25 protein-coding genes are annotated in these 22,885 nt (G+C 63.8%); 14 read left to right on the top strand and 11 right to left on the bottom strand.

The features are described 5' to 3' along the window. Window positions 1-231 precede the first annotated feature (231 nt). Window positions 232-1,236 carry a FecR domain-containing protein gene (locus tag FA04_RS34245; RefSeq protein ID WP_082566463.1) on the top strand — a complete coding sequence of 335 codons (1,005 nt, stop codon included), beginning with the start codon at window positions 232-234 and terminating at the stop codon, window positions 1,234-1,236. 168 nt (window positions 1,237-1,404) lie between these two features. On the opposite strand, the gene FA04_RS08385 is transcribed toward FA04_RS34245, so the two are convergent. Next, complete coding sequence (locus tag FA04_RS08385) at window positions 1,405-3,576, bottom strand: CHASE2 domain-containing protein (RefSeq protein ID WP_034795272.1); 2,172 nt, start codon at window positions 3,574-3,576, stop codon at window positions 1,405-1,407. A 6-nt stretch (window positions 3,577-3,582) separates the two neighbouring features. Beyond that, on the bottom strand, window positions 3,583-5,337 hold the full coding sequence (locus FA04_RS08380) for an adenylate/guanylate cyclase domain-containing protein (RefSeq protein ID WP_034795269.1): 1,755 nt from the start codon (window positions 5,335-5,337) through the stop codon (window positions 3,583-3,585). A 256-nt stretch (window positions 5,338-5,593) separates the two neighbouring features. Here FA04_RS08380 and FA04_RS08375 point away from each other — a divergent pair, with 256 nt between their 5' ends. Together FA04_RS08375 and FA04_RS08370 are read left to right on the top strand one after the other, a co-directional pair. After that, the gene (locus tag FA04_RS08375; RefSeq protein ID WP_034795266.1) at window positions 5,594-6,091 is read left to right on the top strand and encodes a GNAT family N-acetyltransferase; all 498 of its coding nucleotides are present in this window, start codon (window positions 5,594-5,596) and stop codon (window positions 6,089-6,091) included. Between the two features lie 73 nt (window positions 6,092-6,164). Next, on the top strand, window positions 6,165-6,680 hold the full coding sequence (locus FA04_RS08370) for a GNAT family N-acetyltransferase (protein WP_034795249.1): 516 nt from the start codon (window positions 6,165-6,167) through the stop codon (window positions 6,678-6,680). Between the two features lie 67 nt (window positions 6,681-6,747). Here FA04_RS08370 and FA04_RS08365 read toward each other — a convergent pair whose 3' ends face one another. Continuing rightward, entirely contained in the window at window positions 6,748-7,191 is a 444-nt protein-coding gene (locus tag FA04_RS08365; RefSeq protein WP_034795245.1) for a TIGR02594 family protein, read from the bottom strand. Window positions 7,192-7,673: 482 nt separating this feature from the next. Between FA04_RS08365 and FA04_RS08360 the strand changes: the two genes are divergently transcribed. Beyond that, complete coding sequence (locus tag FA04_RS08360) at window positions 7,674-8,027, top strand: DMT family protein (protein ID WP_034795307.1); 354 nt, start codon at window positions 7,674-7,676, stop codon at window positions 8,025-8,027. Window positions 8,028-8,113: 86 nt separating this feature from the next. On the opposite strand, the gene FA04_RS08355 is transcribed toward FA04_RS08360, so the two are convergent. The 3 genes from FA04_RS08355 to FA04_RS08345 all read right to left on the bottom strand — a co-directional run bounded on the left by FA04_RS08355 (window position 8,114) and on the right by FA04_RS08345 (window position 9,861). After that, a complete protein-coding gene (locus tag FA04_RS08355; protein WP_034795244.1) occupies window positions 8,114-8,749 on the bottom strand; it encodes a TerC family protein in 636 nt (211 codons plus the stop codon). A gap of 120 nt (window positions 8,750-8,869) precedes the next feature. Beyond that, window positions 8,870-9,460 (bottom strand): hypothetical protein, encoded by a 591-nt coding sequence (locus FA04_RS08350; protein WP_034795242.1) that lies wholly within the window; start codon window positions 9,458-9,460, stop codon window positions 8,870-8,872. 11 nt (window positions 9,461-9,471) lie between these two features. Next, window positions 9,472-9,861 (bottom strand): acyl-CoA thioesterase, encoded by a 390-nt coding sequence (locus FA04_RS08345; RefSeq protein ID WP_034795240.1) that lies wholly within the window; start codon window positions 9,859-9,861, stop codon window positions 9,472-9,474. A 273-nt stretch (window positions 9,862-10,134) separates the two neighbouring features. Between FA04_RS08345 and FA04_RS08340 the strand changes: the two genes are divergently transcribed. From FA04_RS08340 to FA04_RS08305, 8 genes are all read left to right on the top strand, one after another. Next, the gene (locus FA04_RS08340) at window positions 10,135-11,949 is read left to right on the top strand and encodes a methyl-accepting chemotaxis protein (RefSeq protein ID WP_034795238.1); all 1,815 of its coding nucleotides are present in this window, start codon (window positions 10,135-10,137) and stop codon (window positions 11,947-11,949) included. Window positions 11,950-12,187: 238 nt separating this feature from the next. Further along, window positions 12,188-12,739, top strand: coding sequence for a Kazal-type serine protease inhibitor family protein (locus FA04_RS08335; RefSeq protein WP_034795236.1), 552 nt, complete (start codon window positions 12,188-12,190; stop codon window positions 12,737-12,739). Between the two features lie 327 nt (window positions 12,740-13,066). After that, complete coding sequence (locus FA04_RS08330) at window positions 13,067-14,302, top strand: extensin-like domain-containing protein (protein ID WP_034795234.1); 1,236 nt, start codon at window positions 13,067-13,069, stop codon at window positions 14,300-14,302. 614 nt (window positions 14,303-14,916) lie between these two features. Beyond that, window positions 14,917-15,249, top strand: coding sequence for an ArsR/SmtB family transcription factor (locus tag FA04_RS08325; protein ID WP_034795232.1), 333 nt, complete (start codon window positions 14,917-14,919; stop codon window positions 15,247-15,249). After that, window positions 15,246-15,653, top strand: a complete 408-nt coding sequence (locus FA04_RS08320; RefSeq protein WP_034795219.1) for a YeeE/YedE family protein — start codon at window positions 15,246-15,248, stop codon at window positions 15,651-15,653. The genes FA04_RS08325 and FA04_RS08320 overlap by 4 nt, the downstream gene beginning before the upstream one ends. Continuing rightward, window positions 15,650-16,135, top strand: a complete 486-nt coding sequence (locus FA04_RS08315; protein WP_034795216.1) for a YeeE/YedE family protein — start codon at window positions 15,650-15,652, stop codon at window positions 16,133-16,135. The genes FA04_RS08320 and FA04_RS08315 overlap by 4 nt, the downstream gene beginning before the upstream one ends. Before the next feature lie 106 nt (window positions 16,136-16,241). Then, entirely contained in the window at window positions 16,242-17,168 is a 927-nt protein-coding gene (locus tag FA04_RS08310) for an ABC transporter ATP-binding protein (protein WP_034795212.1), read from the top strand. Continuing rightward, on the top strand, window positions 17,165-17,926 hold the full coding sequence (locus FA04_RS08305; RefSeq protein ID WP_034795209.1) for an ABC transporter permease: 762 nt from the start codon (window positions 17,165-17,167) through the stop codon (window positions 17,924-17,926). Before FA04_RS08310 ends, FA04_RS08305 begins: the two co-directional genes overlap by 4 nt. Before the next feature lie 13 nt (window positions 17,927-17,939). Here FA04_RS08305 and FA04_RS08300 read toward each other — a convergent pair whose 3' ends face one another. From FA04_RS08300 to FA04_RS08285, 4 genes are read right to left on the bottom strand one after another with little or no spacing between them, the layout of a single operon-like run. After that, window positions 17,940-18,629 carry a hypothetical protein gene (locus FA04_RS08300; protein WP_034795206.1) on the bottom strand — a complete coding sequence of 230 codons (690 nt, stop codon included), beginning with the start codon at window positions 18,627-18,629 and terminating at the stop codon, window positions 17,940-17,942. Window positions 18,630-18,685: 56 nt separating this feature from the next. Continuing rightward, a complete protein-coding gene (locus tag FA04_RS08295) occupies window positions 18,686-19,387 on the bottom strand; it encodes a retropepsin-like aspartic protease family protein (RefSeq protein WP_034795190.1) in 702 nt (233 codons plus the stop codon). Then, on the bottom strand, window positions 19,384-19,605 hold the full coding sequence (locus FA04_RS08290; RefSeq protein ID WP_034795186.1) for a DUF1289 domain-containing protein: 222 nt from the start codon (window positions 19,603-19,605) through the stop codon (window positions 19,384-19,386). Before FA04_RS08290 ends, FA04_RS08295 begins: the two co-directional genes overlap by 4 nt. A gap of 35 nt (window positions 19,606-19,640) precedes the next feature. Next, window positions 19,641-20,429, bottom strand: coding sequence for an adenosylcobinamide-GDP ribazoletransferase (locus tag FA04_RS08285; RefSeq protein WP_034795183.1), 789 nt, complete (start codon window positions 20,427-20,429; stop codon window positions 19,641-19,643). Between the two features lie 247 nt (window positions 20,430-20,676). Here FA04_RS08285 and cobT point away from each other — a divergent pair, with 247 nt between their 5' ends. Together cobT and FA04_RS08275 are read left to right on the top strand one after the other, a co-directional pair. Further along, window positions 20,677-21,693: a nicotinate-nucleotide--dimethylbenzimidazole phosphoribosyltransferase gene (gene cobT / locus FA04_RS08280; RefSeq protein WP_034795180.1), complete on the top strand. Its 1,017-nt coding sequence runs from the start codon at window positions 20,677-20,679 to the stop codon at window positions 21,691-21,693. Between the two features lie 228 nt (window positions 21,694-21,921). After that, complete coding sequence (locus FA04_RS08275; protein WP_034795175.1) at window positions 21,922-22,335, top strand: diacylglycerol kinase; 414 nt, start codon at window positions 21,922-21,924, stop codon at window positions 22,333-22,335. A gap of 4 nt (window positions 22,336-22,339) precedes the next feature. On the opposite strand, the gene FA04_RS08270 is transcribed toward FA04_RS08275, so the two are convergent. Further along, the gene (locus FA04_RS08270; RefSeq protein WP_034795172.1) at window positions 22,340-22,882 is read right to left on the bottom strand and encodes a GNAT family N-acetyltransferase; all 543 of its coding nucleotides are present in this window, start codon (window positions 22,880-22,882) and stop codon (window positions 22,340-22,342) included. Window positions 22,883-22,885 lie beyond the last annotated feature (3 nt).

Below are 22,885 nucleotides of genomic sequence, written 5' to 3'. Positions count from 1 at the left end.
TCCGGCCGAAAGTGAAGGGGCGAGGGAGTACAAAAGGGCAACATTTCGCCCCGGTTGCCGAAGTCGATTCCGGCGCCGTTTGCGCCTTGAATCGCGGGCTTCAACCAAGGCGGGTCGGATTCCTGTCGCATTGTAACCCTTACGGTTGCGGGCCTGACGCAGCGTTACCCCGATTGGGCGAGAAGACAGCCAAGCCTGCCGCGTGATAACAATAGTTCTTTGGAGGGTGCCATGTTCTGCTTGCGTGGTGCCGCACTTGGGCTTTGTGCCGTGGTCCTTGGTCCGATGTCCCTGTTTGCCGCCGAACCGGTCGGCAAGGCAGTGGAGATCCGGACAGCGGTCAACGGTGCGCGGGGTGCGATTGCGGTCAGAGACCCTGTCTACAAGAACGAACGGATATCGACATCGAAGTCCGGGCTCGGGCAGTTCGTCTTCGAGGACGGCACCAAGCTTGCCGTCGGCTGGGGGTCTTCCGTCGTCATCGACAAGTTCGTCTATGACGACAAGAAGTCGGTGAAGAAGCTGACCATCATGGCCGCCAAGGGCACGTTCCGCTGGATCAGCGGCAAATCCGGCCATTCCGCCTATGAAATCGTCACGCCGGCCGGCACCATCGGGGTGCGCGGCACCGCCTTCGACTTCTTTGTCGGCCCGGATGGCACCACCGCCGTGGTGCTGCTCAGCGGCGCGGCGGATTTCTGCGGTCCAGGCGGCTGCCGGCAGCTGACGCAGCGCTGCGATTGCGTCGTCGCCAAGCCTGGCCGGAGGGCCACCGAACCGAAACGGGTAAGCCGCACGACGTTGAAATCCCTCGGCAATGCCCAGGCGCTGCCGTTCCTCTCCGGAGGTCAACGCCTGTCCGGAGCGATCGGCTGGGTGGGCGGCGGTTGCGGGCTGCGCGCGGCGCAGTTCGAGGGCACCACCCGTACCATCCCAGAGCAACCGGCTCGCGTCGAAGAAAAGCCGCGTGAAGAGAAGCCGCCGCCGGAAGAAAAGCCCCGGGATCCGGGCCCGCAGCCGGAGAACCCCGGCGATCCCGGACCGCAGCCCCAGAACCCGGGCGATCCCGGCCCGCAGCCGCAAAACCCGGGTGATCCCGGGCCGCAGCCGCAAAACCCGGGTGATCCCGGGCCGCAGCCGAACAACCCCGGCGACCCAGGACCGCAAGACGGCGGTGGCGGCGATCAACCGAGCCAGGATCAGGGGACGCAGGATCAGGCCCCAAGCCACGATTGAAGGGGCGGCGAAGGCTTTGCTGGCGCGCGCCTGATCTCAAAGCCGAGCCGGTGCGCCTTGCCGCCTTCCTCTGGCGAGCCGTGTTTCTTGAAAACTGCACTAAATCAGTAGGCTGCGGTCGTTTCCGCATGTGCTCTGCGAGGTGGCTTTCGGCTGCCGTGGGCAAGATCATTCGGCAGGACGCTTGGTATTCTCGTCGGTGGTCTGCGCGAAATGGTCGGCGCGGCGGCCGATCCGGGCGTAGAAACCGGCGAGTGCCGGCGTCAGCGCCGCTGCCTTCAGCTTGGCGGCGTTGACGATGCTGCGGCTGGTCTGCGTCCGAGCGCCGAGTGCGGCGACCAGCCGATCGTGCAGGCCGCGCAGATCCGCGAAGGCGGGCGAGGCAGCGAGGTTTTCGTCGCCGGCGACGGCATAGACCCGCGTTCGCGTCGTCTTGCCCTTGAGCCCGAGGGAGCCGGCGTCGAGCATGGCATGGTCCGGCAGAGCCTGGGCGGTCGCCTCGGACACCAGAATGTCGATGTTGACGTCCTTGCAGGCCGCTTCGATGCGCGCGGCGATGTTCACGGTGTCGCCGACGGCGGAATAGTTGAACCGCGTCTCGGCGCCCATGTTGCCGACGCAGGCAAGCCCGGTATGGATGCCGATGCCGATGCGCACTTCCTGATCGGCGCCGAAGCCGAAGGCATTGTCGGCGTTCAGCCGCGCCAGCGTCTCGCGCATGCCAAGCGCTGCACGCACTGCCTTTTGCGGATGGTTGGCGACGTCGACCGGCGCATTCCAGAAGGCCATGATCGAATCGCCGATGAACTTGTCGAGCGTGCCCTCGTTGGCCAGCACATGCCGGCTCAGCGCATCGAGCAGCGTGTTGAGAAAGGCGACGACCTCGGTCGGCGTCATGCGCTCGCTCATTTCGGTGAAGCTGCGCACGTCGACGAACATCACGGTGAGCTCGCGATCGTCGCCGCCGAGGCTGAGGGCATTGCGCGTATGCTCGATGCGGTAGAGCAGCGACGGCGAGAGATAGCGGCCGAAGGCCTGCCGCACCTCGCGGCGTTCGCGATCGGTCACCAGGAAGCGGTAGGCAGTGGCCGCGAAATGGGTGATCGAGGCGGCGAGGATCGGCGCCAGCGGATCGAAAAGCCGTCCGCCATAGTAGAAGGCGATCCAGGAGGCGACGAGCGCCAGCGCCGTCACTGCCATGCCGCAGACGAGTGCGACCACGGGGCTGACGAAGGTGGTGAGCAGCACCAGCAACGTTCCGGCGAGCGCGATCGAGAGGATTTCGAGCCCGTTCGCCCAATCCGGGCGCGAAAGATAGCGACCCGACAGGATCTGCTCGACGATCTGCGCGTGGATCGAAACACCGGGCACGTTCTGGCCGAGCGCGGTGGTGCGCACATCCTGCAGTCCGGCCGCCGAAGTGCCGATAAAGACGATGCTGCCTTCGATGCCGGCGCGGATATCCGGCGAAGGCTCGCCGTCGGCGAGAATGCGGCGCGCCGAGATATAGCGTTCCGTCGTGTCCGGCGTGACAAAGAGCCAGACCTCGCCGGTCGACATCAGCGGTACGACGAAGTCGCCGATCTTGACGGCGGTCAGCGTGTTGGCGACGTCTGGTGCGGCCGCCAGGACATAGGTCGAAGCACCCTGGGCCACCCGCAGGGCCTCCATGGCCAGGCTCGGATAGAACTGCTGGCCGTCGCTCAGGAATAGCGGGGCGGTGCGCACCACCGCCGAGGACGAGCCGGGATTGAGGCTGATGTGGCCGAGGCCGGCGGCATTGGCCTCGAGCTGCGGCCTGAGCGGCGTCGCGGCCCGCAGGCGCGGCGGCGCTTCGTTGGCGCTTTCGCCGGTCAGGGCAAAGCCGGCCTTGACCGGCGGCAGGTAGCTGCCCTCGTTGGTCAGGCCGAAGCCGAGAACCACGGGCTTGTCGCGGATCGCCTCGGCGAAGATCTCGTCATTGTCCGGCAGGGCGGCAAGGAAGGACGGATCGACGCCGCCGACATCGCGCACCACCGTGCGCGGCGACAATCTGTCCGGCTCGGCAAAGAGCACGTCGAAGGCGATCGCGGCCGCACCCATCTCGCTCAAGCGGTCGGTCAGCTTCGCCAGCCGATCGCGCGGCCAGGGCCATTGGCCGAGCTCGCGCAGCGACGCCTCGTCGATGTCGATAATCTTGACCGGCATGGGCTCGAAGCGGCGCGGCGCAATGCGCTGGTATTCGTCGAAGGTGACGTCGCGCGCCTGGCGCAGCAACTGCGGATCTTGGGCGCGCAGAATGGTGAAGAACGCCACCACCGTCATGCCGATCAGAACCCCGAACAGTTGCGATCGTGTCATGGCGGCCTACGGAACCATGGGCAGGCCCGCCTTGACGAGCCCGTCGTTGAAATGCGCGTGGTCGGCAGGATCGACATAGGCGGTAAAGAAGCGCCAGTAGCGCGGCACGTCGCTCGGTGCGTTGGCGATCGCTTCCGGAAGAAGCTTGCGCGCCTCATCGATGCGGTCGAGCTGGCCGAGACAGGTGATCAGCATCACCAGGTTGAAATAGGTGCGGCGCAAGAGCAGCGCCCGTTCGGCGCAGCGCAGGGCTTCGTCGTAGTTGCCGAGATGGTAGTGGGCGAGCGCCATGCGGTTGAGGAAGAGATAGGTGAGCGGATCGTGCGGGCTCAGCCGCAGCGCCTTGTGCAGCGGGTCCAGCGACTCGGCGAAGCGGCCGATATAGATGCGCGCCCAGCCGAGCGCCATGTGGGCGAGCGCGAAGTTGGAGTTGATGTCGATCGCCTGTTGCGCTTCCTCGACCGCGGCGTGCGGCCGCTGGGCCGCGAAGTTGGCGAGACACATGACATAGTGACAATAGGGGTCGTGATCGTCGATCACCACCGCGCGCGCGGCCTCCGCCTGCAACTCGGCGCTGTCGCGGTCGATGTCCTTGCTGAAGCCGAAGAAGCAGCGGGCAAACAGCGAGCGGGCGAGCATCATGTGCGCGCGGCCGAATTCCGGATCGAGGGCGATGGCGCGGCGCTGCCATTCGATCGCCTCGTCGAAATGCACGGCGGAATCCTGCGCGTTGTGCAGCAGGGTGCCGCGCATGTGGCATTCATAGGCGCCGAGATTGTCGGTGCCCCGCAATTGCGCGCGCCGGTTTTCGCCGATCAGGATCTCCGGCTCGATTGCCGCGACCACATGCTGGGTGATTTCGTCCTGAATGGCGAAGAGGTCGGCGAATTCACGCTCGTAGCGCTGCGCCCAGAGGTGGTTGCCGGTCTCGGCCTCGATCAGCTGGCCGGTAACGCGCACCCGCGAGCCGGACCGGCGCACGCTGCCTTCGACGATGTAGCGCACGCCGAGATCCCGGCCGATCTGTTTGACGTCGACGGCGCGGCCCTTGTAGGCGAAGGAAGAGTTGCGCGCGATGACGAAGAACCAGCGGTAAAGCGACAGTGCGGTGATGATGTCCTCAGTCAGTCCGTCGGCGAAGAAATCCTGCTCGGGATCGCCGGACATGTTGACGAAGGGCAGCACCGCAATCGATGGCTTGTCGGGCAGGGAAAGCGGCATGCCGGGCAAGTCGCCGCCCGCCGGGTTCTCGCGCCACTCGACGCGGTGGACCAGGACCGGACGCGGTATGTTCTTCAGCGCGCGCTCGCCGAGGCGCTGCATCGGAAACTCGAGCTTGCCTTCGATCTGGTCGTGGAGCGCGCCGGAAATGCAGATGTCGTTCGGCTGCGCCACCTGCTGGAGCCGGGCGGCGACATTGACCCCGTCGCCGAGCAGATTGCCGCCGTTGACAACCACGTCGCCGAGATTGAGGCCGATGCGGAACTCCATGCGCCTTTCTGGCGGTAGGTCGGCATTGCGGCGCTGAAGGGTTCGCTGGATGGCGACCGCCGCCCGCACGGCCTGCACGGCGCTCTGGAATTCCGCGACCAAGCTGTCGCCGGCCGCGCCGAAGACGCGGCCCCCGTGCTCCGCAGCAAGGCCGGAAATCGTCTCGCAGTAGGTGGCCAGGGTCGCAAGCGTGCCTTCCTCGTCGGTCGCGACAAGGCGACTGTAACCAGCGACATCGGCAGCAAGGATCACGGCGAGCTTCCGTTCCAAGGCGGCGGGCCCCTCCTGCGGCATCTGGTCAGAAGGAAATTAAGCGTAACTTAAATTAGAAAGTCCGAGAAGCGTAAATCGCCCTGATCGGGCCTGAAGACGCTGCTCAAAGCGTAAAAATGCTCCACGCGGCTTCTACGCGAGATTGTACTCGCCGGTGCTTCCGCGGAGCGGCCGATTGTGCAAGGTTCGCGGCCTTCATGCCGCCGCGCTTGGTTCAGGCCGGCAACCTCTATCGCGCTCGGGATCAACAGTGATGGCGCCTTTTTCCATTCGCCGGCTCACCTCCAGTGATGCCGAGGCCTATCGGGCAGTTCGGCTAGACGGCCTGCTGAAGCATCCTGAAGCCTTCGGTTCATCTTACGAGGATGAGGCCAGCCGGCCGATCGAGGTCACAGCGGAACGGCTTGATAGCGGCTTCGTCCTCGGCGCCTTCGATAGCGATGAAAAGCTCATGGGTGTTGCTGGCCTCGCGATCCAGACGGCGACAAAGGCAAAGCACAAGGGGACCCTCTGGGGCATGTATGTCTTGCCAGAGGCACGAGGAACCGGGCTATCGCGTTTGCTCGTCGACGGGATTATCGCCGAAGCGCGGGGCAAGGTGGAGCGGCTGTTGCTGACTGTCGTCTCGTCGAACGCTGCTGCCCTCAACCTCTACCGGAAGGCGGGATTTGTCGAATACGGCCTGGAACAGCGCGCGCTGCGGGTTGACGATGCCTATTTCGACGAGATGTTGATGGCGTTGCCGCTTTAAGCGGCGTGGTGGTCAGCCAGGGAACACGCAGCGGGGTCGACGCGGCGCAGTGCGGCGGTAGGATGGCGCCATCATGCCGCTGATTCGACCCACACGCGAAAGCGACCTTTCTCTTCTGCCCGCCATCGAGCGCTCCTCGGGCGAGGTGTTCCGCACCGTCCCCGAGCTTGCCTGGATTGCCGATGACGACGTGCAATCGGCAGAAGCTCATCGCGAATTCCTGCGCACCGGACTATCGGTGGTAATGGTCGACGCCTCCGATCGGCCGATCGCTTTTCTTTGCGCTACGGTTGCCGACGATGCCATGCACATCTGGCAGCTTGCCGTCGAGGCGGAACGTCAGGGGCAGGGGCTTGGGCGCACGCTGATGCTGGCGGCAATCGCGCATGCGCGCGTGACGTCACGCGCCGCCGTCACGCTGACGACGTTCCGCGATCTTGCCTGGAACGAGCACTTCTATTGCAAGCTCGGCTTTGTGACGCTCGATGCGGGCGAACTCGATCCGCGTCTTGCCGAAATCCTTGCCAACGAGGCGGCGCACGGGCTGCCGGCAGAGCGGCGCTGTGCCATGCGGCTGAAGCTCGCTTGAGGGCGCAAGCCAGCATTCCGGAAAGCCGGCGCTGAAAGAAGCTCGCTCGGGCGCGGTTGTGGCCGCGCTACCGTCTGATGGCGACCACCTGGCCGCGTGCGAACTGCGAGACCCTGACGCCGCCGGACTGGTTGCCGCCGATCAGCTGGGCCGTCGATTTCGACAGCATGGACAGGATGCCGACGTGATAGCCGCGGCCGGTGCGCACGACGACGACGTCGCCGGGACGGGCATAGGAGAGCTTCACGGGCGCGCCAAAACGCAGCCAGGAACGGGCGATGCCGAAGCTCTGCGGCGGACTGCGCCCGGCCTTGCGGGCGACCATGCCCATGAAGTGGCCGCACCAGGGGGTGCGGGCCGGGTTGATGCCGAGCGCTGCACGAAGGGTCTTGTTGTTCTTGACCTCGTGCAGGCCCTTGTATTGCTGCGCCTGGGCAAGCATGCCCGCATTGGCGAAATCAGGTGTCAGTAGCGCGACATAGGCAGCCGCAAGAAACGCCAGGACCTTCATGGTCAGGTCTCCTTGACAAGTTGCTTGGTGCGAACGGTCGGGGCGGCCTGGCAATCGCCGGCATGGCACCCGGTTGCTCAACGGTTTCCAATGTTGGGCGGGGAGATATCAGCGGACGCGCGCGTGCAGGCGTTGAAAACGCCGCATCAGGCACGCCGGCGAACCGCGGCAGAACGCGGAGCCAGCTTCACGGCAACTGCCGTTTCGAAGTGTGGTATTCCCCTGTCTGCCCCGTCGGGCAGCAAAGCTTCATTCACCATGCGCCGGTGCAAAATTGTGGCAAAACCCGTAAAATATTAGGGCAGGGATTGCTAATCGCCGAAATAGCTGATGCGAAACGGCGATTCGCCGCGTCAGACATCAAAAAAATAGTGGGTCGGTGCCTTCCAAGGCAGGTCTTTACGCCGGAGAAGCGGCGGCACTTGCGCGCTTACGGGGCGGCGGCGCATCGTCTCAACGTGATTCGCACGCCGAGGTTCTTCATGTCGTTCACCCTTTCTCCGGCCTATCTCTGGCCCGTTCTTCTGCTCCTGATCTCCAACGTCTTCATGACCTTTGCCTGGTACGGGCACCTGAAGTACACGTCGTCGCCGCTTTACATGGCGATCGTCGCCAGCTGGGGCATTGCCTTCTTCGAATATTGCCTGGCGGTGCCGGCAAACCGCATCGGCCACCAGGTCTATTCGGCGGCCCAGTTGAAGACGATGCAGGAGGTGATCACGCTGATCGTCTTTGCAGCCTTCTCCGTCTTCTGGCTGAAGGAGTCGATCGGCTGGAACCATCTGGTCGGCTTCGCGCTGATCGCGGCCGGTGCTTCCTTCATCTTCAAGGGCTGACGCACCCCCAACGGACACAAAGAAAAAGGCAGGGCGTAAACCCTGCCTTTTCAGCGAAAAGCGGTTTGTCGTCGGCGTTGCGGTAACTACATCACCGCCGCCACGGCCGGGGCCAGATGCGGCCAGACCTCGACTGCGCCGCGATAGATCATGTCGAGCGCGACATAGAGGATGATCACGAGACCGATATAGGCGATCCAGTGATAGCGGTTGAGCAGCCGGGCGATAAAGCCGGCGGCGATGCCCATCATGGCGATCGAAAGCGCAAGGCCGATTACCAGGATCGTCGGATGTTCGCGGGCAGCGCCGGCAACAGCGAGCACGTTGTCGAGCGACATCGAGACGTCGGCGACGACTATCTGGATGGCCGCCTGCATGAAGGTTTTCCTGGGCGCCTCGGAGCCTTGTCCGCTTTCGCCCGCAGCGTTTGCTGCCTGCTGTTCGCGAATTTCTCGCCACATCTTCCAGCAGACCCAAAGCAGCAGGATGCCGCCGGCGAGCAGCAGGCCGATGATTTCGAGCAGTTGCACCGTGACGCTGGCGAGCGCGATGCGCAGCACCGTGGCGGCGATGATGCCGACGAGAATGACCTTCTTGCGTTGGTCCGTCGGCAGGCCAGCGGCGGCAAGACCAATCACGACGGCGTTGTCGCCGGCGAGAACGAGGTCAATGACGATGACTTGAAGAAGCGCCGCCAGGCCGGCAGCGGTAAAGATTTCCATGATGCAACAGTCCCCCGACCTGCATATGCGAGATATAGATATGACTAACGGATAAAGCACTGCCGTGCCGCTGGATCAAGACCAATGGACGGAAATCCTCAACGACGGCCCTGCCGCGTCTCAATCGAGAAGATCGAAAGCCCGGTACATCCAGACGAGCTGGTAGGCGACGGCTGCGACGACGAAGACCGCGTGAAAACGGCGGTTCGGGGTCCAGGCGGCGGCAATGCAGAGCAGGATGTAGGCGGTGTTGCGCGCCGGGTACTCAAAGCCGTAGGACGCGAAATAGGCCTTTCCCTTCAACGCGGTGTCGACGAGATCGACGGCAAAGGCAAGCGCCAGGGCACCAAAGAACCAGGCCCGGCGCGACATGAAATAGTGTTCGTAGTCGCTGTAGTCGTCGAGCGTCGTTGGAAACAGCATGACGCAGAGAAAGAAGAAGACGCAGCAATAGAGGACGACGAAGAGGTAGACGCTGACATCGATCACCGCCAGCGAATGCAGGTGGAACTCCCACCACCAGAAGTGCACGAGGAAGACGAACATGAACAGGACCCAGCCGAGGTGGATCCAGTAGACGCGCGTCTTGCCGGGATGCTGGACGAAGAGTGCAATGCCGCTCAAGAGCCGAGCGAGGCTCAGGCTGACGATCATGCCCATGACGACGCGGATATGCGAGAAGATCTCCGGGTCGGTATGGGCAGGCTCCATACGCCGCGCTCCTATTCTTCCGCCGGCACCGGCTTCGGTTTGCCGTTCTCGTCGAGCGCGACCATCACGAAGATCGCGTCCGTCACCTTTTCCATCAGATGCGAGAGATAACGCTGCGCCCAGGCTTCGACCTTGAGCGTCATCGAGGTGCGGCCAACCTTGAGCACGTCCGTATAGATGCAGAGCGTGTCGCCGATCTTGACGGGCAGCGCGAAGGCCATTTCCTTGACAGCCGCCGTCACGACGCGGCCGCGGGCGCGTTCTGCCGCGCGGATGCCGCAGGACAGGTCCATCTGCGCCATCACCCAGCCGCCGAAGATGTCGCCCGCCGCATTGGCATCGCCCGGCATGGCGAGCGTGCGCAAGGTGAGTTCGCCGGTCGGTCTCGTCTGTTCGGTCATGCAGCCTGTCTCCCTGTTGGAGACAAGATGTAACCCGAGCGCACTTGTGGAGGGAAGACCCCGCTGCCGCACAAATGCCGGCAACGTCCTTGAGGTGCCGGCTCGTTATACTTTCGAAGGGGGTGAATGAGGAATGCCAAATTTAGGGGTTCCTCGTTAGGAGCTTTGCAAAGACCTCATCCTAACCTGCAGGCTCTGGGAGTGCCTGCCGGCTATGCCGCGGCGCCAGGATTTGGGGCGGCGCGGGGAGCGCCGAGGGGCAGGGGATTGGCAATGAAGAAATTCAGGATTTCGGCGCGTCTCTACGCGCTGGTGGCATTCGCGCTTTTGACCATGGCGGCGGCGCTGACCTTCGGTCTGTTGCAGGCGCAGGAAAAGCTCGTCGGCGAACGAAAGGCGATGCTTGCGGCGATGGACGAGAACGCGATCGCCGTGTTCGACGCCTATCACAAGCTGGAAGTGGCCGGCACGCTGCCGCGCGAGGAGGCGCAGAAGCGCGCGCTCGAAGCGATCAAGGCGATGCGCTACCAGGGCAGCGGCTATTTCTGGGTCAACGACATGCATCCGACCATGATCATGCATCCGATCAAGCCGGAGCTCGACGGCAAGGACCTCACCGAAAACAAGGATCCCAACGGCAAGCAGCTCTTCGTAGAGTTCGTAAAGACCGTCGAAAAGAGCGGCCAGGGTTTCGTCGACTATTACTGGCCGAAGCCCGGTGCCGACGCGCCGGTGCTGAAGTATTCGCACGTTGCCGGCTTCAAGCCCTGGGGCTGGGTGGTCGGGACCGGCGTCTATGCCGACGACCTGGCGGCGATGTTCCGCGACCGCGCCTGGCAGGTTGCCGGCATTCTTGCCGCCGCCGCTCTTGCCATCCTGATGGCGGCACTGGCGATCGTGCGCAGCGTCGTCAAGCCGGTCGAAAAGCTGAAGGCCTCGATGCGGGCGATCGCCGACGAAGATCTGTCTTCGGAGGTGCCGGAAACCGACCGTGGCGACGAGATCGGCCAGATGGCCAAGGTCCTCGTTGTCCTGCGTGACTCGGTGCGCGAACGGCTGGTGTTGCGCTCGCGTGAGGCAGAACAGCAGGAGCGACTGAGTTCCGAGCGGCGCGGCAACGAGCAGCGCCAGCGGGCGACGGCTGAGGCGCAGGCCGAGACGATGGAAACCGTTGGTGCGGCGCTCGAACTCCTGGCGAGTGGCGACCTCACCGCCGAGATCAGCCATATCGCGCCGGAATACGGCAAGCTGCGGGACGACTTCAACACGGCCGTCGCAGCCCTTCGTGATGTCATCGGCTCGATCTCGCATTCGACCGAGATCGTCACCGCCAGCGCCGGCGATATTTCCGAAGCGGCAAACAATCTTTCCCGCCGGACGGAGCAGCAGGCAGCCGCCCTTGAAGAGACGGCCGCGGCATTGGACGAAATCACCTCGACGGTTCGCCATGCCTCCGAACGGGCAAACGAAGCGCGTGAGATGGTCGACCGGACCAGGACCAGCGCCGCAAAGTCCGGCGGCATCGTGCGCAATGCCATCGACGCCATGGGGCGGATCGAAAGCTCGTCCGGTCGCATCGGCCAGATCATCGGCGTCATCGACGAGATCGCCTTCCAAACGAATCTGCTGGCGCTCAACGCCGGGGTCGAGGCAGCGCGCGCCGGCGAGGCGGGCCGCGGCTTTGCCGTCGTCGCACAGGAAGTGCGCGAGTTGGCGCAGCGTTCGGCCGGAGCCGCCAAGGAGATCAAGGAACTGATCGGCGCCTCGGTGCGCGAGGTCGGCGCCGGCGTCGATCTGGTTCGCTCCACAGGCGAGGCGCTCGCGGAGATCGAGGCGCAGGTCAACCGGGTCAACGAGCAGGTGGCCTCGATCGCCACGGCCGCGCGGGAGCAGGCGACCGGGCTGCAGGAGGTCAATGTCGCCGTCAACAGCATGGACCAGATGACCCAGCAGAACGCGGCGATGGTGGAGGAAACCACGGCGGCGAGCCAGACGCTGGCGGCCGAAAGCCGCGAGCTGAAGTCGCTGCTGACGAAGTTCCGGCTGCAGCCTTCAGGCTCGCACGCGGGTTACGGCCGCGCCGCCTGACGCCACAGGTTTATCGATTGCGACCCGCGCGCTACGCCGCGCGGGTTTTTCATTCGGGGTCGGCCGCAATGCTGTCGCAAGGATACGCGTTTAGGTGCCGCCGTCGTCACACCGGTTGTCGTGCACGGAGACATTCTCCGTCTTGACCTCAGCACCGCCGGGGATAGATACGCGAGAAGCGGGAGGTGTTCGACGGGGCGTCGCTCCGGTTGCCGGCCGCTGCACCAGAGGGGACACCATGGCACTTCTCAAACTACTTCTGACCCGGCCGATCGCGCTCATGATGCTGGCGCTCGGGTTTCTTTCCGCCTGTACCGTCGTCGTCGACGAGCCGCGGCCGGGGCCGAGGCCCACGCGCCCGCAGGCCTGCACGATGGAATATGCGCCGGTTTGTGGCGAGCGCGGCAATCGTATGCGCAGCTTCCCGAACTCCTGCCAGGCGCGCGCCGACGGCTTCAACGTCATCCACCGCGGCGAGTGCCGTCCGGACTATCGCCCGCCGGATCGCGAGCCGCAGGCCTGCACGATGGAATACAATCCGGTGTGTGGCCAGCGCGGCCGCCGCACGCAGACCTTCTCGAACGCCTGCCAGGCGCGTTCCGAGGGCTTCCAGGTGATCGGCCGCGGCGAATGCCGCAGGGAGGACGACCGTCCATCCGAGGGCCAGTTCTGCACCCGCGAATATGCCCCGGTCTGCGGCCAGCGTGGCAGCCGCATCGAAACCTTCTCCAACGCCTGCGAGGCGGGTGGTGCCGGTTTCCAGATCGTCCATCGCGGCGAGTGCCGCTAAGGCCTAAGCGATCAAGCCTTCAGCATGCGAGCCCGCGTCCGACGAGGACGCGGGCTCTTTTTTTGTCGGTATGGATGGACCATTCGCAGCGCGGACACCCCATTTCCAGCGGTTGGCGCGCAAGCCTTCGTTTACCGTATTTGAATAAAATGCCAGGCAAATCAGGCTTTTTGTCCGCTGTGCCCGGTTTGCGACACAGGCAAAAGGCAGCAATTGCAGGTGCTGTAGCAACCATTGCGTGCCAATTGAACGCGGTGGCGGCGGCAGGGGCAGCGGGGCGATGACGGTGGTCTTTTTCGGGCCGCCTGGAGGAAGGCGCAGTTCGGTATGGCCTATGTTACTCGTCTCCATCGCCCGCTGACGGCGCTCGTTCTTTCGTTTTCGCTCGTCACCTGCTCGACCGATGACGCGCTTTCGCCGCCCGGCCGCATCGATGGCGGGGCGCGGGTCGGGTCGATCGGGCCGGTTCCTGTCGATGCCGTGCCGGCACAGGAGGTGGCCGCCTATCCGGCCGCCACGCAGCGTTCGACCTTCCAGACCAATCCGCAGCACGCGGCGCCTCAGCAGACGCGCCGCGCGCTTCCGATGCTCGATAGCGACGAGGCGGTGGCGACGGGCGCGCAGCCGGCAAGCGCCGGCTCGAGCGCTATTCCCCAAGAGGGCGTCAACATGGATGCGATGCTCGGCGTGGAGCAGCCGGTGGTGGGGCTTGCGGAGGAGCAGAGCAACGACATTGCCGAGGGCAATGCCAGCCAGCCGGTGGTCGGCGGCATTGGTGACGAGAATGTGCGCCAACTCGGCGGCGCAAACAGCGCCGCGCCGGCCGAAGCGAACCTTGGCTATGACCCGGATCTGCCGCCGCTGTCGCCGGACAAGATGGCCGGCGAACAGGCGCAGCGCGCCCGCGCCATGGAACAGCAGCGCCTTCAGCGCACGCAGGAGCCGCAGCAGGTCGCCTTCCTGCCGCGCGCCAACAATCCGATGTCGACGCCCGAATATACCGGCGCGATGCCCGGTTCCGAGATTGCTTGCCGCCAGCGCCTGAAAAAGCTCGGCGTCACCTTCCGCGACATTCCGCGCATCAGCAACGGTCCGTCCTGCGGCATCGACTATCCGATCGAACTCAGCGGGCTGTCCGGCGGCATCGGTGTGAAGCCGGCGGTCAAGCTCAATTGCGAGGTGACCGAGGCTTTCGCGAAGTGGGTGAAGTACGAACTCGCCCCGTCGTCACGCTACCGCTACTGGTCCGGCATCAAGACGATCAAACCGCTTGGCGGCTACTCCTGCCGTACGATGAATTCGCGTCGCGGCAATCCGATGTCGGAACATGCGCGCGGCAACGCCATCGATGTCGGCAAGTTCGTGCTGAAGAACGGCAAGGAAATCGACGTGCGCAAGAAGGGCTTCTTCGCCTTCCGCGAGAAGGCGTTGCTGAAGGCCGTGCGTTCCGACAGCTGCAAGTACTTCAACACCGTACTCGGCCCGGGCAGCGACCCGTTCCACAAGGACCATTTCCACTTCGACCTGAGGACGCGCAAGACCGGTTATCGGCACTGCGATTAGGTGTTCAGCCGGTTGGCACCTGTGGTTTCCAGATGCCGGCTATCGAAGCTCGGAAGCCGGCAAAAAAAAGAGGCCGGCGGGGAGGCCGGCCCAACGACCGGAGCAAAAGGGGGAGGCTCCGGCCTGCAAATCACGAGCGCAAATCAAAGGGCGATGTTGCGGCCCGCGCGTTGCAAACTGATCGAAGAGCGTCACGGTTTCGTGACAACTGGGCGTAATTGCTGTGGTCGGCCGAGCAAATCCTGCGCCGGCTTTCGTTCGAGTGCGTTCCTGGCCGGCTGTCGGCGAAGATCTGCAAATCGACCTGATTCCGTAAATAAGTAGTATTATACTTTAGGTTTTACTCGTCCGGGTCGCGTTCCGAACGGTTGCCCCAAATATGGCGATTCCCGGCATTTTCGGATCCAATTGTAACAGACTGAATTTTCTATATGTTTTTCTGCATATGAGAAAACCTCGGGTTGGCGAGGCCGTGCCGATCTCTCCGTTTCGTCTGGTTTTGTAATAAGTAATACGATATTATATTATTTCGTATAACAATCTTGGATAGTGTCTGGTTGGCCGCTACAAGCATTGGGGGCCCTACTCACTCCTTGACGCCACAGGAGGACGAAATGGGAACGGTCATGCAATTTCCGGGGATGCGCAGCGATATGGCTGTGCATGCCGCCGAAGTTTCTAAAATCCTCAGGACACTTGCCAACCGCAACAGGTTGCTGATCGTGAGCGCGCTGCTCGAAGGCGAGCATTCTGTCGCGGCGCTCGAGGAAATGCTGGGCATTCGCCAGCCCACGCTTTCACAGCAATTGACGGTGTTGCGGGATGCCGGCATTGTCGCGACCCGTCGGCAGGCCAAGCAGGTTTTCTATCGGCTCAGCCACGACAAGGTGGCGCGCCTCGTCGGCTCGCTCTATCAGATTTTCTGTCGGGATGGTTCAAAAGCATGAATGAATACGGGAATGCGCTGGTAGGCGGGCTGTTGATTGGCCTGTCGGCGGCGATCCTGATGGTGGCCAATGGCCGGGTGGCCGGCATCAGTGGCATCGCAGGGCGGCTGCTGCAGGGCGTACAGGCTTCGTCGGGCGCATTGTTCGTACTGGGGCTGATTGCCGGACCGGCGTTGTACCGCCTCATTTTCGATGCCTGGCCGTCGGTGACTGTGACGGCCTCCTGGCCGCTTCTCGTGGTTGGGGGCCTGCTGGTGGGCTTCGGTTCGCGCATGGGCTCGGGCTGCACCAGCGGTCATGGCGTTGTCGGGCTTGCAAGGCTGTCGCGCCGCTCGATCGCCGCGGTCGCCACTTTCATGGGAGCGGCGATCGTCACGGTCTTCCTTGCGGGTTTCTTCGCATGAACAGCGCCTTGCTCCGCCTTGCCGCGACGCTCGTCTCCGGCGTCGTATTCGGGTTCGGTCTTTCGCTGTCGGGAATGCTCGATCCGGCCCGCGTGCGGGCTTTTCTTGACATAACCGGCAACTGGAACCCAAGCCTTGCCGTCGTGCTCGGCGGCGCTGTCTTCGTTTCGGCGCTCGGAGTTCTGGCGACGCGCCGGTTGAAACATCCGCTGTTCGACGGGGCCTTTCATCTGCCCAACAATCAGGTCATCGACCGGCGACTGATCGTCGGCTCGGCGATCTTCGGCGTCGGCTGGGGGTTGGTCGGGCTTTGCCCGGGCCCGGCGCTCGCCTCGCTGTCGCTTGGCTTGCCGGCAACGGTCCTCTTCGTGGTGGCAATGCTGGCCGGTATGCTGGTCCATGACCGGCTGGTTGACCGCAAGCTCCCGAGGCAGACATCGGCCGGAGCGGGCGCCGATACGCGACTGTCTCAGCCTCGTTGACGCACAGTCATCTTGTTTTTTCATTCCAGCCGGCTGCAAATCGGAATGAATTGTCCCATATAGGGCGGGACCTCAAGACTCTGCCCCTCCTTCCGGATCAGTTTTCATGGCGCCAATCGTTTCCGTTTCCAATCTGTCGAAGACTTATGCCTCCGGCTTCAAGGCGCTGAAGGGCGTCAGCCTCGATATCGAGGAAGGCGAGATCCTGGCGTTGCTCGGGCCGAACGGCGCCGGCAAGACGACGCTGATCTCGATCATCTGCGGCATCGTCAATCCGAGCGGCGGAACGGTGATGGTCGGGGGGCACGACGTGGTGCGCGATTTCCGCGAGACCCGCGCGATGATCGGGCTCGTGCCGCAGGAGCTGACCACCGACGCTTTCGAAACCGTCTGGAACACGGTCACCTTCTCCCGCGGGCTGCACGGCAAGAAGCCGAACCCCGCCCATATCGAAAAGGTGCTGAAGGACCTGTCGCTCTGGGACAAGAAGGACAACATGTTGCGCGAGCTTTCGGGCGGCATGAAGCGGCGCGTGCTGATCGCCAAGGCGCTGTCGCATGAGCCGCGGGTCCTCTTCCTCGACGAGCCGACGGCCGGCGTCGACGTCAACCTGCGCAAGAGCATGTGGGACGTGGTCGAGCGGCTGCGCGCCTCGGGCGTGACGATCATCCTGACGACGCACTACATCGAAGAGGCGGAAGAAATCGCCGACCGCATCGGCGTCATCAACGGCGGCGAGATCCTGCTGGTCGAAGACAAGGCGGCGCTGATGTCGAAGCTCGGGCGCAAGCAGTTGCGCGTCGATCTCGCCCATCCGCTGGACGGCGTGCCTGACGTGCTCTCGGGTTACAACCTGACGCTCGAAGGCGACGGCCATTGTCTGATCTACGATTATGACACCAGCGCCGAGCGGACCGGGATCACCACCTTGCTCGCCGCCTTGGCCGAAGCCGGCATCAGGCTCAAGGACATTTCCACGCGACAGAGCTCGTTGGAAGACATTTTCGTCGAAATCGTGGGGGCAGGGCGATGAACATCGAAGCGATCAAATCGATTTATTTCTTCGAGATGGCCCGCACACGCCGCACACTTCTGCAGAGCGTGGTGTCGCCCGTTATCTCCACGTCGCTCTATTTCATCGTCTTCGGCGCGGCGATCGGCGGCCGCATCCAGGAGATCGACGGCGTTTCCTATGGCGCCTTCATCACGCCCGGCCTGATGATGCTGACGCTTCTGACCCAGTGCATCGGCAACGGGTCCTTCGGCATCTATTTCCCGAAATTCACCGGCACGATCTACGAGGTGCTTTCCTCGCCGGTCTCGATGGTGGAGATCGTGCTCGGCTATGTCGGCGCCGCGGCGACCAAGGGGATGATGATCGGCACGATCATTCTCCTGACGGCATCGCTCTTCGTCGATCTGACGATCGCTCATCCCTTCGTCATGGTCTTCTTCTTCGTGCTGACGGCGATTTCCTTCAGCCTGTTCGGCTTCATCATCGGCATCTGGGCCAAGGATTTCGAGCAACTGAACCTGATCCCCATGCTGGTGATCCCGCCGCTCGTCTTCCTCGGCGGCAGCTTCTATTCGGTGAAGATGCTGCCGCCCTTCTGGCAGGCCGTCAGCCATTTCAACCCGGTGCTGTACCTCATCAGCGGTTTCCGCTGGAGCTTCTTCGAGGTGTCGGACGTCAACCCGATCTTCAGCGCGGTGATCATCATTGCCTTCCTGACTGTCTGCATGTCGGTGCTCGCCTGGATCTTCCGCACCGGCTACCGCCTGCGTAACTGACTTCCATCGGTCGTCAGGGTACTAGCGCCGGCACGGCTCCGCTGGCATAGGCGATGATCGTGCTGGCGACGGCCATCGCGAGCAGCGCCTGAAGAATCGTGACCACGACGTGGAGGAGCGACCGCACGGCGGAGAGCCCGAGGTCGGCCATGAACCAGCGCGTTTCGGCAACGATGTACCAGACGATCGAAGCGACCACGAAGGCGGCGCCGACGGTGGTGAAGGCGTTGTGCCCGGCCAAGAGCAATTGGCCACCGAGGCTGATGGCAAAAGCGAAGGGTGCCGTGACGTAGCACTGGCTGAAGAAGGGCGGACGCAGCGTCTCGCGTGTCAGCTTGGCACCCTTGTTGCGCAAGAGCTTCACGGCCATCAGCAGAGGCAGAATACTGAAGGCGACAGCCCGAAACATCAGCAGGTTGGAGTCGGAGGCAAGCAGCGACGTCGGCGCCCAGGGAACTGCGCGGCTGACGAGGCCGAGCTCCAGCCCATGCGCCAAGAGCAGCGTGATCAGCAGAAAAAGCGGCGGGCTCAGCGCATCCGAATACTGCTCCGGCAGGTCGTCGCCGAGCTCGACGTCGGCATAGCGCATCATCGCCTGCGGGTGGCGCAGCGTGCGCCACAGGGTGAGCGGATAAAACAGCAGCCAGCAGACGAGCTCATAGAGCAGTTCCTCGATCGACTTCAGCAGTCGCATGAAATCCATGCCGTGCTCCCCTTGCTTCTATGCGTGGCACGACCGCGCGCCGGGGCCGATGCCGGTCAGTCGCGCAGACGCAGCTCGTCGGTACGCATCTGCAGCATCTCCAGCGTCGACAGGAAGCTCATGCCGAGCAGGCTCTGATCGAGCTTGCCCTTGGCTGCGACCGTTGCGCCGATGTTGCGGCGGGTGATCGGGCCGATCGAGATCTCCTGAAGCATCACGGGGGCTGCCTGGGCCCGGCCATTGGCTGTCATGACCGTGACGATAAAGTTGAGGTTGGCCGGGTCGAGGCCGATCTTTTCCGCATCTTCATAGGTGAGCGCGATGTTGCTGGCGCCGGTATCGACCAGCATGCTGATGTCCTTGCCGTCGACCGTCGCAGTGGTCTCGAAATGACCGTTCAGCATCTTCTGCAGCACCACTTCCTGCTGTCCCTCGCTGTCAGTGATGATGGTGGCGCGGCCGGGGATGAGGCCGGCGAGCAGGCGGTTACCGAAGCCCTCCAACTCGAAGCGGTAGACATAGGCCGAGACCAGCGCCAGAACGACGAAGAGCCAGATGGCGATCTGACGCAGGCCTTCGCCGAAGCGGTGGCGGCTCTGCAGGATGCCGGCGCCGATCAGCGTGGCGATGGCGCCGAGCGAGACCAGTTGCCCGAACTGGTCATTGGCAAGCCCCATGGTGCGGCCGGTGTCGTGGTTGATGATCAGCAGGATGAGGCCGATGGCCAGGATCGAGAGCAGGATGGCAAGACGGGTCATGCTTCGCCGCGTTCCCTCGCCATGCGCGTGCGTCGGGTTTCGCGCCGCGGCTTGCGTTCGACGGTCTCAAGCCGTGCAGGCAACGCGCTCATGATCGCGCGGCGTTCGGCATCGGTATAGAGCGTCCAGCGTCCGACTTCGTCGCGGGTACGGCCGCAGCCGAAACAGTAGCCGGTCTTGTCATCGATCGAACAGACGAGAATGCAGGGAGATTCCATGGGCGTGCTCAGTTTTCCCTTGATATATCGATGTTTCAAACCGTCAGCGCAAGGGCACCGAGCACGGCGATTTCGGTCAGTTGCTGCGTCGCCCCGATCGTGTCGCCCGTTTGTCCGCCGATCTTGCGCATCGCCAGCCGAGCGAAGCCCTTGACCGTGGCAAGGAATGCGACGAGCGCCGCGATGACGCCGAGCGCCGGGACCTGCGCGAGATAGAAGAGCAGCATTGCGACAAGAAGTCCGAAGGCAAGCGCGAAGCGCGTGGCCGCCGGTTCCGGCTCGCCAGCCGAGGCCGCGACGCCGCTGCTGCGCGCCGGCGGAAGCGACGACCAGTGCCAGACCATGGCGGCGCGGCTGAGGCACGCTGCGCCAAGGATCGCCATGGCGGCGCCCAGCGGCGAAAAGAGCGGCAGGATCGAGGCGAACGCCGAGACGCGCAGGCCGAAGGAGAGGATGAGGGCGACGGCCGCATAGGTGCCGATGCGGCTGTCCTTCATGATCGCAAGCGCCGCTTCGCGGTCGCGACCGCCGCCAAAGCCATCGGCCGTGTCGCCAAGCCCGTCTTCGTGCAGTGCGCCGGTGACAAGCGCCTGGATGGCGACGACGACAAAGGCGGCAAAGAGCGAGCTCACCTGCAGCGCCATGAGGGCCATGGCGACGGCCGCCGATGGCAGTGCGATCGCCAGGCCGGCGAACGGGAAGGCGCGCACGGCACGGCTCAAGCGCCCGTCATAACCTTCGAAATGACGCGCAGGCATCGGGATGCGGCTGAGAAAGCCGATCGACCGCGCCACATCGTCACAGAAATCGCCAACGAAGCCCATGGCTCCTCCAAGGTTGCGGCCATTGACCCGGCCGCTGCCAAACTCGCCGACTGCGGCGAGTCTCGCAAGCCGGGCGGGCGCACCCGCGAGGGCCGCGCACACTTTTCCCAGACCTTTCATAGGCCGTCTGCGACCGCTCGCGGATCGAGACGGCGACGCCGATTGGCGCAAATGTCGTTGCCCGAATTTTCGGCGCCCTCTATGAGGGGCGTAGATAGAGCTTCACGATGATGCAAGGATTCCTCCCATGAGTGCCAGCGGCCTGCCGTTTGATGATTTTCGCGAATTGTTGCGCAACCTGCCGGGCCCGGATGCGGCAGCCCTCGTTGCCGCGCGGGAGCGGGACGCCCAGCTGACGAAGCCGCCGGGCGCGCTCGGCCGCCTCGAGGAAATCGCCTTCTGGCTCGCCGCCTGGACGGGCAAGGCGCCGGTGGTCAACCGGCCGCTGGTGGCGATCTTTGCCGGCAACCACGGCGTCACCCGCCAGGGGGTGACCCCGTTCCCGTCATCCGTCACCGCACAGATGGTCGAGAATTTTGCCGCCGGTGGCGCTGCGATCAACCAGATCTGCGTCAGCCACGACCTCGGGCTGAAGGTCTTCGACCTCGCACTCGAATACCCGACCGGTGATATCACCGAGGAAGCCGCGCTGTCCGAGCGCGATTGCGCCGCGACCATGGCCTTTGGCATGGAGGCGATTGCCGGCGGCACGGATCTTCTGTGCATCGGCGAAATGGGCATCGGCAACACCACGATCGCGGCCGCGATCAATCTCGGCCTTTATGGTGGCACGGCCGAAGAATGGGTCGGTCCGGGTACCGGCTCCGAGGGCGAGGTGCTGAAGCGCAAGATCGCCGCGGTCGAAAAGGCCGTGGCGCTGCATCGCGATCACCTGTCCGATCCGCTCGAACTGATGCGTCGCCTCGGCGGTCGTGAGATCGCGGCCATGGCTGGCGCCATCCTGGCCGCCCGCGTCCAGAAGGTACCTGTCATCATCGACGGCTACGTGGCGACCGCTGCGGCTTCGATCCTGAAGGCGGCCAACCCGTCGGCCCTCGACCATTGCCTGATCGGCCATGTTTCGGGCGAACCGGGGCATCTGCGCGCGATCGAGAAGCTCGGCAAGACGCCGCTGCTGGCACTCGGCATGCGGCTTGGCGAAGGCACGGGCGCGGCCCTTGCCGCCGGTATCGTCAAGGCGGCGGCCGCTTGCCACAGCGGCATGGCGACCTTTGCCCAGGCCGGCGTCAGCAACAAGGAATAGTGAAGTTCCGGCCGGGCTTTGCAGGAAGGCCGGCCGGTTTCTGTCCAAGGCCTGTCACGGGCGCGAAGCTGTCGCGTGCCGGGCCTTGATGGATGCGTCCTTCTCGCCTATCCAAAGCGCAAATGCGCGCCCTAGCTATAGTCTTGGGTGCCTGCAACCGAGACCGCCTTGCATTCGCCTCAATCACGATGTCGAAGCAAGCACAGTTTCAAGCCCTGTCGAGACGAAATGGACGCCAAGAACACCACGCACCGCATTGGACAGACGGGTCCTGTCGAGAAGCAGACCGGCATTCGGCATCTCTTTGCCGCTGCGAGCTATTCGCTCGGCGGCGCCAAGCGGCTGATCGGCGAGGCTGCCTTTCGCCACGAGCTGATCGCCTTTGCCGCCGCGATGATCGCTTTCATCATCGTCGGCGCAACCTTCTTCCAATATGTGGCGATGGCGATCCTGTTCCTGCTGATGATGGCCTTCGAGGCGATCAACACGGCAATCGAGGAAATTGTCGATCGCGTTTCTCCCGAAATCTCGGAAATGGGTAAGAACGCCAAGGATCTCGGCTCCTTCGCCTGCCTCTGCCTGATTGTCGCCAACGGTGTCTATGCCGCCTATGTCGTGATCTTCGACGGCTTCATGAACTGACCGGCTAGCGGGCCGGCGCCTTCACCCGATAAAGCACATGCGGACGCAGCGGGTTGCCCCCGGGTACCGTGACGTCGTCGAAATCATCAGCCGGATCCGAGCGCATGCCCAATCTTTCCATCAGCGCCCGCGAAGGCTGGTTGATGCGCGAGGTATAGCCGATAACCTCGGCAAGGCCGAGTGTGCGCCATGCATGGTCCAGGCAGGCGCTCGCCGCTTCCAGCGCGTATCCTTGCCGCCAGTACGGGCGGGCAAGGATCCAGCCGATTTCGACATGCGGTCCGCCGGGGATTTCGTCTCCAGCCTCAGAAAGGCCGAGACCGCCGATCAGCGCACCATCGGATTTGCGTTCAACGGCGAGGAAGCCGAATCCGCGATCGGCGAGATGGCGGGCGCAGTCGGCAATCATCGTTGCCGTTTCGTTGCGCGTCAGAATGGCCGGATAATAGTAGCGCCGGACTTCGGGATCGGCATTGGCAAGAGCGAAAGGCGCGATATCGCGTCCTTCCCAGGCCCGAAGCCTGAGGCGCTGCGTTTCGATGTGCATGGA

The sequence above is a fragment of the Ensifer adhaerens genome, assembly GCF_000697965.2.
Classification (GTDB): Bacteria; Pseudomonadota; Alphaproteobacteria; order Rhizobiales; family Rhizobiaceae; genus Ensifer; species Ensifer adhaerens.
This window is presented reverse-complemented; position numbering and strand designations above follow the sequence as displayed.

What these genes read in the sequence shown, in the direction of transcription:
- FA04_RS34245 (WP_082566463.1), top strand. Translation starts at nt 232, where the DNA reads ATGTTCTGCTTGCGTGGTGCCGCACTTGGGCTTTGTGCCGTGGTCCTT.
- FA04_RS08385 (WP_034795272.1), bottom strand. Translation starts at nt 3,576, where the DNA reads ATGACACGATCGCAACTGTTCGGGGTTCTGATCGGCATGACGGTGGTG.
- FA04_RS08375 (WP_034795266.1), top strand. Translation starts at nt 5,594, where the DNA reads ATGGCGCCTTTTTCCATTCGCCGGCTCACCTCCAGTGATGCCGAGGCC.
- FA04_RS08370 (WP_034795249.1), top strand. Translation starts at nt 6,165, where the DNA reads ATGCCGCTGATTCGACCCACACGCGAAAGCGACCTTTCTCTTCTGCCC.
- FA04_RS08365 (WP_034795245.1), bottom strand. Translation starts at nt 7,191, where the DNA reads ATGAAGGTCCTGGCGTTTCTTGCGGCTGCCTATGTCGCGCTACTGACA.
- FA04_RS08360 (WP_034795307.1), top strand. Translation starts at nt 7,674, where the DNA reads ATGTCGTTCACCCTTTCTCCGGCCTATCTCTGGCCCGTTCTTCTGCTC.
- FA04_RS08355 (WP_034795244.1), bottom strand. Translation starts at nt 8,749, where the DNA reads ATGGAAATCTTTACCGCTGCCGGCCTGGCGGCGCTTCTTCAAGTCATC.
- FA04_RS08350 (WP_034795242.1), bottom strand. Translation starts at nt 9,460, where the DNA reads ATGGAGCCTGCCCATACCGACCCGGAGATCTTCTCGCATATCCGCGTC.
- FA04_RS08345 (WP_034795240.1), bottom strand. Translation starts at nt 9,861, where the DNA reads ATGACCGAACAGACGAGACCGACCGGCGAACTCACCTTGCGCACGCTC.
- FA04_RS08340 (WP_034795238.1), top strand. Translation starts at nt 10,135, where the DNA reads ATGAAGAAATTCAGGATTTCGGCGCGTCTCTACGCGCTGGTGGCATTC.
- FA04_RS08335 (WP_034795236.1), top strand. Translation starts at nt 12,188, where the DNA reads ATGGCACTTCTCAAACTACTTCTGACCCGGCCGATCGCGCTCATGATG.
- FA04_RS08330 (WP_034795234.1), top strand. Translation starts at nt 13,067, where the DNA reads ATGGCCTATGTTACTCGTCTCCATCGCCCGCTGACGGCGCTCGTTCTT.
- FA04_RS08325 (WP_034795232.1), top strand. Translation starts at nt 14,917, where the DNA reads ATGGGAACGGTCATGCAATTTCCGGGGATGCGCAGCGATATGGCTGTG.
- FA04_RS08320 (WP_034795219.1), top strand. Translation starts at nt 15,246, where the DNA reads ATGAATGAATACGGGAATGCGCTGGTAGGCGGGCTGTTGATTGGCCTG.
- FA04_RS08315 (WP_034795216.1), top strand. Translation starts at nt 15,650, where the DNA reads ATGAACAGCGCCTTGCTCCGCCTTGCCGCGACGCTCGTCTCCGGCGTC.
- FA04_RS08310 (WP_034795212.1), top strand. Translation starts at nt 16,242, where the DNA reads ATGGCGCCAATCGTTTCCGTTTCCAATCTGTCGAAGACTTATGCCTCC.
- FA04_RS08305 (WP_034795209.1), top strand. Translation starts at nt 17,165, where the DNA reads ATGAACATCGAAGCGATCAAATCGATTTATTTCTTCGAGATGGCCCGC.
- FA04_RS08300 (WP_034795206.1), bottom strand. Translation starts at nt 18,629, where the DNA reads ATGGATTTCATGCGACTGCTGAAGTCGATCGAGGAACTGCTCTATGAG.
- FA04_RS08295 (WP_034795190.1), bottom strand. Translation starts at nt 19,387, where the DNA reads ATGACCCGTCTTGCCATCCTGCTCTCGATCCTGGCCATCGGCCTCATC.
- FA04_RS08290 (WP_034795186.1), bottom strand. Translation starts at nt 19,605, where the DNA reads ATGGAATCTCCCTGCATTCTCGTCTGTTCGATCGATGACAAGACCGGC.
- FA04_RS08285 (WP_034795183.1), bottom strand. Translation starts at nt 20,429, where the DNA reads ATGGGCTTCGTTGGCGATTTCTGTGACGATGTGGCGCGGTCGATCGGC.
- cobT (WP_034795180.1), top strand. Translation starts at nt 20,677, where the DNA reads ATGAGTGCCAGCGGCCTGCCGTTTGATGATTTTCGCGAATTGTTGCGC.
- FA04_RS08275 (WP_034795175.1), top strand. Translation starts at nt 21,922, where the DNA reads ATGGACGCCAAGAACACCACGCACCGCATTGGACAGACGGGTCCTGTC.
- FA04_RS08270 (WP_034795172.1), bottom strand. Translation starts at nt 22,882, where the DNA reads ATGCACATCGAAACGCAGCGCCTCAGGCTTCGGGCCTGGGAAGGACGC.